Source organism: Qipengyuania sp. ASV99 (genome assembly GCF_047872805.1).
In the GTDB taxonomy this organism is placed as follows: Bacteria; Pseudomonadota; Alphaproteobacteria; order Sphingomonadales; family Sphingomonadaceae; genus Erythrobacter.
The window spans coordinates 56931-70268 of sequence record NZ_JBLQUK010000004.1 but is presented as its reverse complement, the minus strand read 5'-3'; the positions used below and the strand labels follow the sequence as shown (position 1 = coordinate 70268).

The 13338-nt window shown below is 60.2% G+C and carries 14 protein-coding genes; 5 read left to right on the top strand and 9 right to left on the bottom strand.

Annotated features, from left to right (window positions below; translation table 11 throughout):
• Positions 1 to 2: 2 nt before the first annotated feature.
• Positions 3 to 983 carry an NADPH:quinone oxidoreductase family protein gene (locus tag ACM64M_RS06850; protein ID WP_416227927.1) on the top strand — a complete coding sequence of 327 codons (981 nt, stop codon included), beginning with the start codon at positions 3 to 5 and terminating at the stop codon, positions 981 to 983.
• On the opposite strand, the gene ACM64M_RS06845 is transcribed toward ACM64M_RS06850, so the two are convergent.
• From ACM64M_RS06845 to ACM64M_RS06810, 8 genes are all read right to left on the bottom strand, one after another.
• Positions 980 to 1495: a hypothetical protein gene (locus ACM64M_RS06845; protein ID WP_416227926.1), complete on the bottom strand. Its 516-nt coding sequence runs from the start codon at positions 1493 to 1495 to the stop codon at positions 980 to 982. The two genes, ACM64M_RS06850 and ACM64M_RS06845, sit on opposite strands and share 4 nt — an antisense overlap.
• Positions 1488 to 1982, bottom strand: a complete 495-nt coding sequence (locus tag ACM64M_RS06840; protein ID WP_416227925.1) for an ATPase — start codon at positions 1980 to 1982, stop codon at positions 1488 to 1490. The genes ACM64M_RS06845 and ACM64M_RS06840 overlap by 8 nt, the downstream gene beginning before the upstream one ends.
• A gap of 97 nt (positions 1983 to 2079) precedes the next feature.
• The gene (locus tag ACM64M_RS06835; RefSeq protein ID WP_027442220.1) at positions 2080 to 2307 is read right to left on the bottom strand and encodes a F0F1 ATP synthase subunit C; all 228 of its coding nucleotides are present in this window, start codon (positions 2305 to 2307) and stop codon (positions 2080 to 2082) included.
• A 50-nt stretch (positions 2308 to 2357) separates the two neighbouring features.
• Positions 2358 to 3116: a F0F1 ATP synthase subunit A gene (locus ACM64M_RS06830; RefSeq protein WP_416228061.1), complete on the bottom strand. Its 759-nt coding sequence runs from the start codon at positions 3114 to 3116 to the stop codon at positions 2358 to 2360.
• 81 nt (positions 3117 to 3197) lie between these two features.
• On the bottom strand, positions 3198 to 3524 hold the full coding sequence (locus ACM64M_RS06825) for an AtpZ/AtpI family protein (RefSeq protein WP_416227924.1): 327 nt from the start codon (positions 3522 to 3524) through the stop codon (positions 3198 to 3200).
• 125 nt (positions 3525 to 3649) lie between these two features.
• Positions 3650 to 4048: a YdbL family protein gene (locus ACM64M_RS06820; protein WP_416227923.1), complete on the bottom strand. Its 399-nt coding sequence runs from the start codon at positions 4046 to 4048 to the stop codon at positions 3650 to 3652.
• Positions 4049 to 4107: 59 nt separating this feature from the next.
• Positions 4108 to 4296, bottom strand: a complete 189-nt coding sequence (locus ACM64M_RS06815; protein WP_416227922.1) for a YnbE family lipoprotein — start codon at positions 4294 to 4296, stop codon at positions 4108 to 4110.
• Positions 4297 to 4364: 68 nt separating this feature from the next.
• Positions 4365 to 7655: an intermembrane phospholipid transport protein YdbH family protein gene (locus tag ACM64M_RS06810; RefSeq protein ID WP_416227921.1), complete on the bottom strand. Its 3291-nt coding sequence runs from the start codon at positions 7653 to 7655 to the stop codon at positions 4365 to 4367.
• Between the two features lie 120 nt (positions 7656 to 7775).
• On the opposite strand from ACM64M_RS06810, the gene radC reads away from it, so the two are divergent.
• On the top strand, positions 7776 to 8474 hold the full coding sequence (gene radC / locus ACM64M_RS06805; protein WP_416228060.1) for a RadC family protein: 699 nt from the start codon (positions 7776 to 7778) through the stop codon (positions 8472 to 8474).
• A gap of 2 nt (positions 8475 to 8476) precedes the next feature.
• Here radC and ACM64M_RS06800 read toward each other — a convergent pair whose 3' ends face one another.
• A complete protein-coding gene (locus ACM64M_RS06800; RefSeq protein ID WP_416227920.1) occupies positions 8477 to 10690 on the bottom strand; it encodes an FAD-dependent oxidoreductase in 2214 nt (737 codons plus the stop codon).
• 193 nt (positions 10691 to 10883) lie between these two features.
• On the opposite strand from ACM64M_RS06800, the gene purB reads away from it, so the two are divergent.
• The 3 genes from purB (at position 10884) to pyrF (ending at position 13320) form a co-directional block, all read left to right on the top strand.
• Positions 10884 to 12203 (top strand): adenylosuccinate lyase, encoded by a 1320-nt coding sequence (gene purB, locus ACM64M_RS06795; RefSeq protein WP_416227919.1) that lies wholly within the window; start codon positions 10884 to 10886, stop codon positions 12201 to 12203.
• A gap of 68 nt (positions 12204 to 12271) precedes the next feature.
• A complete protein-coding gene (locus ACM64M_RS06790) occupies positions 12272 to 12649 on the top strand; it encodes a LapA family protein (RefSeq protein ID WP_416227918.1) in 378 nt (125 codons plus the stop codon).
• Positions 12646 to 13320: an orotidine-5'-phosphate decarboxylase gene (pyrF, locus tag ACM64M_RS06785; RefSeq protein ID WP_416227917.1), complete on the top strand. Its 675-nt coding sequence runs from the start codon at positions 12646 to 12648 to the stop codon at positions 13318 to 13320. The genes ACM64M_RS06790 and pyrF overlap by 4 nt, the downstream gene beginning before the upstream one ends.
• The last annotated feature ends 18 nt before the right edge of the window (positions 13321 to 13338 follow it).

Genomic DNA, 13338 nt, shown 5'->3' with positions numbered 1-13338 from the left:
CGATGCAGGCATTGCGAGTCGAATCTCTGTCGCAGGATCTGTCCGGCGTAGCGCTGGTCGATGCGCCCCAACCTAGGCGCGGCGCAGGCGAGGTGCTGATCCGGGTGCGCGCGGCGTCGCTCAACTATCCTGACCTGCTGATGACGCGCGGCACCTACCAATTCAAACCCCTGTTGCCCTTCATCAGCGGGCTGGAATGCGCAGGCGAAGTCATCGAAGCTGATGCTGACACCGGCTTTGCGGCTGGCGACCGGGTTATGGGCGGTAACAAGACCGGGGGCTTTGCAGAGTATTCAAGCATCCCGGCGCGCGGATTGTCACACATTCCCGAGGGGCAGGATTTCGCTCAAGCTGCCGCAATGGGCGCGGCCTATTCCACCGCTTACACCGGGCTTGTCGAGCTCTGCGCCTTGAAACAGAACCAGTGGGTGCTGGTCCACGGCGCAAGCGGAGGTGTGGGACTGGCCGCCGCTGACCTCGCCAAAGCAATGGGTGCACGGGTGATCGTAGCAACCGGGAGCGAAGCCAAGCGCGCAAAGTTAGCCCAATGCTCCAAAGCCGATGCCGTCGTTCTGGCACAGGGAAGATTTAGGGAAGCAGTGACCGAAATCACTGGCGGCGCGCTGTGTGACCTTGTGTTCGATCCGGTGGGCGGTGACGTTTTCGACGAATCAACCCGCTGCGTAGCCTTCGGCGGGAAGCTGGTGGTGGTCGGCTTCACCAGCGGAAGGATCGCCGATGTTGCGACCAACATCCCGTTGATCAAAGGATTTTCCATCGTCGGTCTGCGTGCGGGGGAATATGCGCGCCGCTTCCCCGATCGCGGAGTAGCCATAAACACCGCCATCGCAGATCTCGCAGCCGCTGGGCGTATCACGCCGGTGATCGACCGGATCCTGCCCCTTACCCGCTGGCGCGAAGGATTTCGCGCGATGGCTGACCGCGCGCTGATTGGCAAAGTGGTGTTCGAACCGGGCGTCTAGAGCGAGGCGATGACCTCATCGGCGAGCGCCTTGTCAGCTGCACTGTCGTGACGTTCGGCGATCAGGCTGCGCGAGGCAGCTGCGGCGGCGTTGGCGGCACTGGCGCGGACCGCGTCGACCGCTTCACGTTCGGCCGCGGCGATCTTGTCTTCGGCCATTCGTTTGCGGCGCGCAACCATCGCTTCGCTATCGGCCTCGGCCTTGGTGAGGATCGCTTCGGCTTCGCGGCCGGCGTTTTCCATCATCGCCTCGGCGTCTTTTTCAGCGCCCGCAATCTTGGCGGCATATTCGTCGCGCAAGGCTTCGGCTTCGGCGCGCAGGGCCTTGGCTTCGTCGAGCTGCTGCTTGATCTCGGCAATCTTGCTGTCGAGCCCGGCCACGATCATGCCCGGAACTTTTTTCCAGACAAACACGCCGATCAACACGAGCATCGACAGCGACACCCAGACGTAATCCTGAATGCCAAAGGCCGACGGCCCTTCGGCGACGGTCAGGGTGATGATATCAACCATGGGCGAGCACTTTCTTTACCGCAGAGCGCGCGGAACGGATGTCGACCTTCGCACCAGCGAGCCGCGCGACGATGTCCTGCGCGGCTTCGGCAGCGACATCCTCAACTTCGGTCATCGCACTGTTGCGCGCTTCCTCGATCTCGGCTTCAGCCTTGGCAAGTTTGGTATCGAGCCGCTTTTGTGCAGCCGCCAGCTTCTTTTCCGATGCCGCAGCCGCCTTGGCCTTGGCTTCCGCGATTAAGCCCTGCGCAGCGGCGCGATTTTCATTCTCGCGCTCACGCCAGGCGTCTTCCTGTTCATTCGCAGCTTCCCGCGCGCCTTGTGCAGCGGCAAGATCGTCTGCGATCTGTTTGTCCCGCAGCGCCACCGTGCTCATCACTTTGGGCACCATGCCCCGACCGATAAGAAAGAAGGTGATGCCAAAGAACACCAGCAGCCAGAATATCTGGCTGGAATAGGTCTCGGCCAATTGGGCTATCTGAGGCATGGTCAGTGTTGCCTTTTGAGGGTCCGGAAAATCGTCAAATCAGAACGTGCCGGGCCGATCTGCCGTGCAGACCGGCCCGCACATCTTCACACGCGTATTAAGCGACGAAGATCAGGATCATTGCAACGACGAATGCCAGCAGACCGAGAAGTTCGGCTGCGGCAAAGCCGATGAACAGACGGCCCTGTTGACCATCGGCAGCGCCCGGATTGCGCAGCGCGCTTTCAAGGAACGATCCAAAGACGTTGCCCACGCCAATCGCGGCCATACCGGCACCGATTGCTGCAAGGCCTGCGCCGACGAGCTTGGCTGCTTCTGCTTCCATTATAAAAACTCCTTAAAAATCAATTCTGTTGGAAAGGGAAATTGTGAAAATCAGTGAAGATGCTCAGCGTCGTTGATATACAGCGATGCAAGCAGGGCAAAGACGTAGGCCTGAATGCCTGCGACCAGAATTTCGAGCGCGCTGATCGCCACCATCAGCGCAAAGCTGGGAATTGCCACGATCAGGCTGGTGCCGATACCGAAATTAAGCCCGTCAATGACAAAGCTCGACAGCACCTTGAGCAGAACGTGCCCTGCCATCATCGCCACAAACAGCCGCAAGGCGAGGCTGAACGGGCGGATCATGAACGAAAACAACTCGATCAGGAAAATCGCGGGGATCATCGGCAGCGGTGTGCCGTGCGGCACAAACAGCGCGAAAAACTTGATCCCGTGCTTCCAGAAACCCACGATCAGCACGATGCTGAAACTGATCGCTGCGAGCACGCCGGTCACTGTGAAATGGCTCGTGAAGGTAAATGGATGCAGGCCCAACACCCCGATCGGCAGCAAACCCAGCAGGTTGGCGAACAGGATGAACATAAACAGGCTGAAGATATAGGGCACATATTTGCGCCCTTCCTTGCCAACGTTTGCCTCCAGCATATCGTCGATAAACCCAGTGAAGGTCTCCACCGCCATCTGCCAGCGACCCGGCACCAGTTCGCGTTTCATGCCGCCGGCAACGAACACCCACAACAGGGCGACCGTGATTGCCATCCACAATGCGGAATTGGTGAATGCGATGTCGAACCCTGCGATTTCCCAGTCAGCCGAGCCGAACATCGGCTCGATCTGGAATTGCGCCATTGGATCGACTTTGCCTTCTTCGGCTGCCACGATCTCTTGTATCCCTAGTACCTGTAAAAACGCGCCCCGAATGTGCGAACCCTATTGTGGGTCCTCAGGGCGAGAGTTTGCCGCAAGAATAATGTTTCTGAAGGCGACGCCAATTCCAACGAACAGGCCGACCAACAGACCCCAGGGCAAGGTTCCCGCGAGCGCATCAAACGCCCAGCCGATAACCGTGCCGCCAAGAATACCGCCTAACAAATCCGCCAGCACTCGGTTTCCGCTGCGATAATTCGCATCGGTCCCCTGCACTGACGAACGATTGCGCTTCTCTTCACGCTCGCGTGCGGCTTTCAGCCGCGCTTCGAGCGCGTCGATCCGCGCATCCTCAGCGATTGGTTCTCGGGCGGGCTTCTCGTCGCGCATGCTTGGTTCCTGTTAGGAGACGCCAGGCACACAGCATAAAGGTGCCCGCCGAGGGCGACTGCCCCCTAGAAGAGGGCAAAACTCAAGTCAATGGCTGCGGCGCAGTGGTTTTGAACGCAAGCGCCTTAAGGGCAGATCGTCATCCGTTCAGGCGGGGCGTCGGTGCGCGTTTTCCACGATCCATCGGGGGCCTGATACTTCTCGCCTGGCACGGTGCGGGCAATCGCCTGACACCCGGCGGTGATTGCATATTGTTCGACCGTCGCCTCATTTTCGTTGGCCTTGTCTGTGTAAACGGTGCGGCGGCGGTTGTTGATATCGTTCACCAATCGCTGCAATTCGGGCGTCGCCGTACCCACGATACCGATATAGCCATCGGTTTTTTCACCAATCGCGCCGCTTGCGCGTGCTGCGGCATAGGCTGGATCGCGCTGCGCCTGTGCCGGGGCAACAAATCCCGTGACAGCAACAATGGCCGCAAGCGCGGCGGCGCTGGCAAGCCCGAAATGGCGAAGAGTGGTCATTTCAATCGTTCCTTTTGCCGCATCGGGCCTTTTGCCGCATCGGGCGTGTCTGCGCGGGATCAGAAAATATCCGCATTCTCGTCAATCGTGTTGCTGGCGTCCTCTGCCAGCCGGTAAAGAACTTCGGCCCGGATATTGATGTCGAGCTGAATGACAATCGGTTCATCGGGTGCGGCGATATTGATACATCCGCCCAGCGCCGCAATGGCTGCAATCATCAATCCGGCCCGCGCCGCAATCCTGTTCATCCCTGCCCCTCTGCCAGATCGGTTTGCGAATGTGGCATCAGCGCCGGTTGGGGTCAATTTCGGCTCTTTCATGGCAGGTCATCGCTTTCTGGAGGTTGAACGGACAATTCATCACGCCGGTCGGCATCGACGGGCTCTGGCGTTTTTTCAGTCGGCGGTACCGGGGTATCGGGACGTGGACCGGCAAACGGCCTGCGCGGCACGAATCGTCCACCCTCGACCCCCAGCAATCCTTGATCCACCGGATTGCCAAACACCGTCGGATCGAAAAGCCCGCGCACAATCGTCGCCAGCAGATAGAAATTGTCCGACCGAACATTAATCTTGAACCGGATCGGCAGCTTGGCGATTTCGCGGGTGATGAAATTCTGACTCGTTCCACTTCCCTGCCGCACGCCGTCAATCTGGAAATTGGTGACAATCTCACCTGCCAGATCGCCGTTGAGCTCAACGCTCATCTGACGGTAATCGAGCGAGCGCAGTGTCTGGAACGCATAATTCCCCATTGTGCCGAGGTCCTCGTAGGTCAGTTCGCCAACATAGGCGACATTGCCGCCAGGCGGACGCGAGATCAGCAGACCGCCCTGAATCGAGCCATTGCCCTCTGCGTCGAAATAGATCGGGATGGTCCCGTCGAACGTGCCGCTCGCCGCCAGATTGGTCAGTTCCATCTGCGAAACAAAGGTCGCCGCATCGAGCGCGATGAGCTCAAACACATAGCTTTGTCCGCCGCTTGTGCCATATTCGATCGAAGTGGGGCGCAGGATCAATTCGCCGCCCATGAACGGCCAGCGCCCGCCATCAACATTGATGATCTCGCCATTAGTCATCGAATAGGTGATGCGCCCGCCCAGCGCCTCTACCCCGGGATTGACCGAAGCAATATCAATGACCTGCGACGGTGCGGTGGTGAGATTGATGAGATCGGTGAAATGGATTTCACCCGCCACACCGCGCACCGGGCCAAAGGCGGCGGCGAAATCGAAATTATCGGTGCGGAACCTTCCCGAACTTCTGATGTCATCGGCGTTCCAGTCGATCCGGCCCTCGCCCTGCACCGTCCCTTCGGCGAGCGAGATAACACCAAAGGTCAGGTAACTGAGATTATCGGGCTGAAACGATTTGTTGAACCGAATTCCGGGCACTTCGATATCCGCATGGCCAATCCCGTCGGACAGACCGTGCCGGATGGTAGCGGCGGTAATGATCTGCCCCCCTGCTCTGGCCCGCAGCGGAGCATAGGCTTCGATGACATTGTCCCGCAGACTTAGCGTTGCCCCTTCGGCCAGCAGCGGTTCAAACCGTGCCTCTGGTGCGAGCCCCTCTCCGGTGCGTTCGGTCAGGGTAAAGGCCCCCCCACCGATGTTCAGCACGCTGTCGGCAAAACTCCATGCGCCTGACAGGTCAGTCAGGTCGAGCGGCACCACGTCAAGCGCCGCCGTTCCGCCCTCGAAAGTGCCGCCCGTAGCCTCGCCAATTTCGCCCAAGAGTGTTCGTGCCGACAATCGCACAGCATTGTCCTGCGCGCCAATTGCTGCGTCCAGCGCTTCAACCTCGAACGTTCCGGGATAGCGCAGCACGGCACGAGCAGCGTCTATTTGCGCGGGCGAACCGCCAATTTCTCCGCCAAGTGAGAGTGAGACGGTTTGCGCAGCGATTCGCAATTGATCGCGGTATGAAATCATCGGCTGGCCATCGACCGGGCAAAACGTGATTGCGCGGCCTGACACGGTGAGGTTGTAATAGGAAAGGCCAGAAAAGCGCACATCAGTGCAACGCGGAGCGATGGCGAGACCGGTTGACTGCGCCCAGTTTCCTATGACCGGCACCACCGCGCCCCGAAATGCACCGCCGGGGATAGCTCCTTCGGCCTCTATGACCCCATCAAATGCATACTGGCCGCGAATATCCTGCCGCACCTGCAACCGAGGGATTGCCAGTGCATTTTGCCCGGCGCGATATTCCGCCATGGTCAGCCGCAAAGCGAAATCGCCCCCCGCGATCTGCTCCATCCGTCCAGCGATGCGAGGCATATCCTCGCCCCCGGTCATGATATTGCCCGACAGCCGCGCGTCGCGGCTGGTGTAGCCGAGGCGGGATAGCGCCAGCACGGTTTCACCACTCGCGCCTCGCAAGCGCGCTTCGGGGATATTGATATTGAACGATTGGTCATTGACCCGCAGCGACATATCGCCCGAAAGCCGCCCACCCCGAAAGGCTCGATCAAGGGCGCGCTCAAATTTTTCCAGCAACGGCCCCATCAGTGTGCCCGCGGCCCCCACGCGGGCATCAGTCAATCCGGCGAAATAGTCACGCTCCAGTTCGATGGCCTCCCCGCTGAGCGAGGTGGTCCATTCGGTCCGAGAAAGTCCCGTGGTGCTGGCCAGATTGCCATAGGCGGCAAGCCTTTCCAGCCGCAAATAGGGCGTGCGCAGCCCGGTCGCGATCAGTGCGTGCGTCGCGCTGATCTCGCCCGCCGCATTGCCCTCATCCCCGGCAAAGCGCCACGCGCCGCTCAACTGTCCCGCGACACGGTCAAGCGTTGCGTCGGCGTAGGCCGCGTCCTCCACCACTAACCGCGCCTCGCCGGTCACTGCTCCGAAATCCTTGAGCAAATTGGCGGTAATCTGCGCATCCATGCGGGCCGCGCTTGCCCCTGCGCAGGCCGCGCCGCGCAGGCGGACGGGCCCCTCGAATTTCAGCGCCCCAGCGGCAGAGGAAAGATCGCCGTACAACGTCGCAGTCCGGACTTTGCAGCCATCTGAATCAAGCCCCGGAGCGGTCGCTGCAAGTTTCCCGGCAAAGCCATCGTCCAGCCGCCCTGCTCCATCAAGCTTCACCCCGATCACACCAAAATCGCTGTCAAACCGCGCGCGGCCATCGATAATCCTGAGGTTGAGAGCGGGTAACGCCGCGGGCTCATCGCTTTCGCTAAAGATCAATGGATCAAGCGCACCGAGGCTGAACACCCCTTCCCGATAGCGACCAAACAGGCGCGGCTTCACCAATTGCACCTCGCCGATTCCTGCCGAGCCAAAGCTATAAGCAATATCGACGATAATCCGTTCTGCGGTCAGGTCTGGCGCAGCGGGATCGCCGATCACCAGATTGCGCAGGACCTGCCGCTGCGGGCCAATCTCTTCAATCTCATAAGTTGCGGCGATGCCAGATTCAGTCAGCGCCTGATCGATGAAGTCGGCCGCAATCCGATCCCGACTGAACCACACAATGGCCAGCGCAATTGCAAGAACGCCCAGAATGACCGCTGCAATCTGCGCTAACCGCCCTTGCCGCCAAAGACGGCGACCGGGTGCAGACGGCGCTGTGCTCGATTCTGATGAAGATGCGGCCAGGGTCATTCTCGTCTTCACTTGCGCAGATCGCCTGCCAAAGGCAATGAGATCGGGGTCACAAAAGTGGTGAGGCGCAGATTGCCACAATCTGAAGACATTTTTGATTTCGGCGTCAACGGCGCACCCGTGGTTGCGCCTGCCTCGGATTCGAGCAAGGCGGCAGGCAAAGGACACCGCGAAAGATTGCGCCAACGCCTGCTGAAAGGCGGCGCAGAGGCATTGGCCGATTACGAAGTGCTCGAATACCTTTTATTCGCCGCGATCAAGCAGGGCGATACCAAGCCCTTGGCAAAGACATTAATCGCGCGCTTCGGGTCGCTTGCAGGTGTGCTTAATGCCGACCCAGCAGCGTTGCAGTTGGTCAAGGGCATGGGCGAATCGAGCGCCGCCGCGCTCAAGATTGTGGCGATTGCCGCGCGCCGCATGGCCCGCAGCGAAGTCAGCGAAAAGCCGGTTCTGGGAAGCTGGCAGGCGCTGATCGATTATCTGTCGATCGACATGGCGCACCTGACCTTTGAACGGGTGCGGGTGCTGTATCTCGACACCAGAAACCGCTTGATCGACGATCACCACGCCTCCGAAGGGTCAATCGACGAGGCGGCGATCCATCCGCGCGAAGTCATCCGCCGGGCGATGGATCTGGGGGCATCGGCGCTCATTCTGGTTCACAATCACCCCAGCGGCAGCCCTGAACCCAGCCGTGCCGACATCCAGATAACTCAGCGCATCGCCGAAGCCGGACGGCTGTTGGGCGTGACTGTCCATGACCATGTCATCATCGGACGCGAAGGCCATGTCAGCCTGCGCGCCAAAGGGCTGATCTGAATCTATCGCCCGGTGATCAGCCGGACGCCGGAATGCTGTGCAAAGAAATTCCAAGCCCAATTCACCACAACAGTAACCCGGTTGCGCGTCCCGGTCAGGAATCCGACGTGGACCAGGCCCCACAGCCACCACGCAAGCGCGCCCGACATCTTGATCGAGCCAAAATCCGCGACCGCCGATTTGCGCCCGATCGTCGCCAGACTTCCCTGATGGCAATAGGAAAACGGGCCGGGGCATGGTTTGCCCAGCAATTCAGCCTCAACAACGCGGCTGACATAGGCGCCCGCCTGTTTCGCAGCCGGGGCAAGCCCCGGCACTGGTCTGCCATTCCAGCCATTGCTGCCAGCGGTGTCGCCAATCGCATAGACATGCTTGATCGGTTCGCCGTCGGGGCCCAGCACGCGCATCCGGTCATCGACCAGCGCGCGGCCCGCGCGGTCTGCCTTTGCGCCAAGCCAGCGCGCTGCGGGCGATGCCGCCACTCCCGCTGCCCACAGCACCGTCTCAGTCTCGATCTGATCGCCCTCATCAATGCGCACATGCGCTTTTGCGATTTCGGTCACGCGGCTTTCGGTGCGGACTTCAACGCCGAGCTTTTCGAGCGCAAGGGTTGCGGCGTGCGATAGGGCCTCTGGAAAAGCGGGAAGGATGCGCGGGCCCGATTGCACCAGAATAACCCGCGCGCTGGCCGGATCGATGGTTCGAAACTCGCGCTCCACGCTGACCTTTGCCAGTTCGGCAATCGCACCGGCGAGTTCAACCCCGGTCGGTCCGCCGCCAACTATGACAAACGTCAGCAACCTCTTGACCCGCAGCGGATCGCCCGAAGCTTCTGCTTCCTCAAATGCGTTGAGGATCGAACCGCGCACCGCGACACCGTCTTCAACCGATTTCAAACCGGGCGCAAATGGCCCCCATTCATCGCGCCCGAAATAGCTGTGCGTGGCCCCGGTCGCCAGCACGAGGCGATCATAGATCAGGGTCTGACCATCGCCATAAGTGACCGATTTTGCCGTTGCATCAATAGCGCTGACTTCACCTTTCAACACGCGCACGTTGCCATCGCCGCGGAACAGGCTGCGGATCGGCGTGGCGATGTCGGCCGGGTTAAGCGTGGCGGTGGCAATTTGATAAAGCAGCGGCTGAAACAGGTGATAATTGCGTTTGTCGATCAAGGTTATCCGCAAGGGCAGCCGCTTGAACCGCTCCACCGCCGCCAATCCGCCAAATCCGGCGCCCACTACGACAATATGCGGCCAGCGTGCGGGAACCTCGGAATATTCGCGGTCGAACAGGATGTTTTTTTCCAGCCATGCAAGAATTGCACGGTCAGCCGATAGCGCCCCAGCCCCGCGCGCTTCATAAAGCGCCAGAAACAGAAAAGGGAACAGCGTCACATCGGGATGCGCTCCGGTTATCATCAACACTGCGATCAGGATAGCCAGCGCATAGGACACGAATGTCGCAGCAAAGCCTGAAATGAAAAATAGGGCGGTCAGGACTGCGAGCCATGCGGGAAATCCTTCAAAAACCGTCACCGGCAGCCATGTTTGCACTGCCACTGACGGCTCGATCAATCCGGCATGGGCGATCAGGGTCGCTCCCAGCCACAGCCGGGTAAGCGCCATGACCAGCGGCGCAGCATGCATCCGCAGCCAATCGCCTGCGGCGATCATCGGGCGCGCCAAAGGCAGGGCGCTGGATTTGAATCCCGATGCCATCGCCCGGTCCAGCGACAACGCACCCGGTCCATGGGCCGCATACCAGATCAACAGCGCAGCAACGATCAGATTGCTCGTGGTGGGAACATAGACCGCCTGTGAAACCAGCATCAGCGCCGCCATCGCAATTGCCGCTGGCCGGGTGAAGAATCCGGCAATCAGCAGCAACGGTCCGATCAGCTCAATCGCAAGACCGGTGACCGCCGCAGTCGACGGCTCCATCCAGGTGACAGGATATTCATTTGCGGCGAGGAACAGCGCGGTATCCCAATCCGCAGCCTTGACCATTCCAGAACGCAGAAACCATAGGGCGATAAACAATCGCGTGATCGCATCGGTGAACGGCCAGAACGTCTCCGCCCCATCCAGATACCATTTCACCCAGCGCCGCAAAGTCACTCGGACAAAGGGCGAATAGAGCTCCTCCTGCAATTTCTCCGGCTGCGAAGTGGGCGCAGCTGCGCCCCTCTCGCCCGTCTGCGATGCGCTTGACATGAATTGTTCCTCCTGCCGCCTCTTACGTAGAAAGCTGCCAATGCGTTACACCAAAGCGCGCGCTTGAACGGCGCAACCGGGGACACGCATGCATTGCGCGCCGCCCATGCGCTTGCAAAATGCGCGCAGCGGGAATAGCCGCGCGGCAAAGCACCGCCTGTCGCCCATCCCAGTTCAGGAAAGATCGCACCCCATGGTCCCGCGTTATGCCCGCCCCGAAATGTCCGCACTGTGGGAACCGGAAGCGAAATTCCGCATTTGGTTCGAGATTGAAGCGCATGCCACGCAAAAACTCGGCGAAATGGGCGTCGTCCCCGCCAGCGCGGCCAAGGCGCTGTGGGATTGGTGGGCGACCAATCCCAAAATCGACGTCGAAGCCATCGACGCGATCGAGGCCGTTACCAAGCATGACGTGATCGCCTTCCTGACATGGGTCGCAGAGCAGGTCGGCGATGAAGCACGCTTTATGCATCAGGGCATGACCTCGTCCGACGTGCTCGACACCACGCTGGCGGTGCAGTTGGCGCGGGCATCGGATATTCTGCTGGCCGATCTCGACGCGCTGCTGACGGCGATTCGGATGCGCGCAGAGGAACACAAATACACACCCACCATCGGTCGCAGCCACGGTATCCATGCCGAACCGGTAACGTTTGGGCTGAAACTGGCACAAGCTTACGCCGAATTTGACCGATGCAAGACGCGCCTAATCGCAGCGCGTGCCGAAATCGCCACTTGCGCGGTGTCGGGCGCGGTCGGCACCTTCGCCAATATCGACCCGGCGGTCGAAGCCTATGTTGCCCAGCAGCTTGGCCTGACGCCAGAACCGATCAGCACGCAGGTGATCCCGCGCGACCGGCATGCGATGTATTTCGCCACACTCGCCGTGATTGCGGGCAGCATTGAACGGCTCGCGGTGGAAATCCGCCACTTGCAGCGCACAGAAGTGCTGGAGGCAGAGGAGTATTTCTCTCCGGGGCAAAAAGGCTCCAGCGCCATGCCGCACAAGCGCAACCCGGTGCTGACCGAAAACCTGACCGGACAGGCGCGCATGATCCGCGCCTATGCCATGCCCGCGCTTGAGAATGTCGCGCTGTGGCATGAACGCGACATCTCACACTCTTCGGTGGAGCGTTACATCGGCCCAGATGCGGCAATTGCGCTCGATTTCTCGCTCGCGCGGCTGACGGGCGTGGTTGAAAAGCTGCTGGTCTACCCCGAACGGATGCAGAAGAACCTCGATGCGATGGGCGGGCTTGTCCATTCACAGCGCGTGCTGCTGGCTTTGACACAGGCCGGGGTCAGCCGCGAAGACGCCTATCGACTGGTGCAGCGCAATGCGATGAAAGTGTGGGAATCGTCCGGCGCACTGTCGCTGCTCGACCTGCTGAAAGCCGACGAAGAGGTCACAGCTGCGCTATCGCATGCCGAATTGGAGGAGAAATTCGACCTCGAATATCACTTCCGCCAGGTCGATACGATCTTTGCGCGGGTGTTCGGCAAAACGCTCTGACTGGACTCGAGCCGCAAAAGCCCTAGGATTCTGTCCATTGAAGAATGACCAAGAGGGGGTCGAAACCAGTGCAGATTATACGCACCATTATCTGGGTCCTGATCCTGTTCGGGATTTTGACTTTTTCCTTCTTCAATTGGGATACGGTCGAAGTGAACCTGTGGGAAAATCTGGTGCTGGAAACCAAGATTCCCGTGCTGGTGATTGTCGCTTTCCTGCTGGGGCTGGTGCCGCTCTGGCTGTATCACCGCAGCGTCAAATGGAGCCTTGGGCGCCGTATCCGCAGTCTGGAGGCGTCGATCAAATCCACCGCGCTGGCGCATCGGCACGAACCGCGCACGGCAGAACCGGCTCAGCAGCCTGTGGACAGGCCGGAGGATAATGCGGCGGATAGCGAAAACAACCTTGCGCCATCGCAGCCCAACCCGGACCGCCCCGAAGCATGAGCAATCCCATCTATCTCGCACTGGATGTTCCGCAAATCGAACCTGCCAAGGCGCTCATCGAAAAGGTGAAATCGCATATCGGCGGGGTAAAGCTCGGGCTGGAATTTTACTGCGCGCATGGTCCCCACGGGGTCCGCGAAATTGCGCATATGGGGCTGCCAGTCTTCCTCGACCTCAAATTTCACGATATCCCCAACACCGTCGCCAGCGCGATGCAAGCGGTGCATCTCTATGAACCGCGGATTGTGACCGTCCATGCCAGCGGCGGACGCGCAATGATGGAAGATGCCAAGGCGGCGGCAGCGGAAGGCTGCAAGGTGGTGGGCGTAACCATGCTAACCAGCCTCGATGAAACCGATCTGGCGCGCACCGGAGTTGGCGGGACGCCGCACGATCACGTCTTGCGGCTGGCCGAACTCGCACACACCGCCGGGCTGGATGGTATTGTCTGTTCGGGGCAAGAAGTGAAGCAGGTGCGCCGCCAATGGAAAGACGGATTTTTCGTCGTCCCCGGCCTGCGCCCTGCCGGTTCGCAAACGGGCGACCAGAAACGCACTGTCACCCCGCGCCAAGCACGCGACGATGGCGCGAGCGTGCTGGTGATCGGTCGCCCGATCAGCCGCGCAGAGGACCCGGTCGCAGCCGCACGGGCGATCGAAGCGACGCTTTAGACAATGGCTGGTTAGACG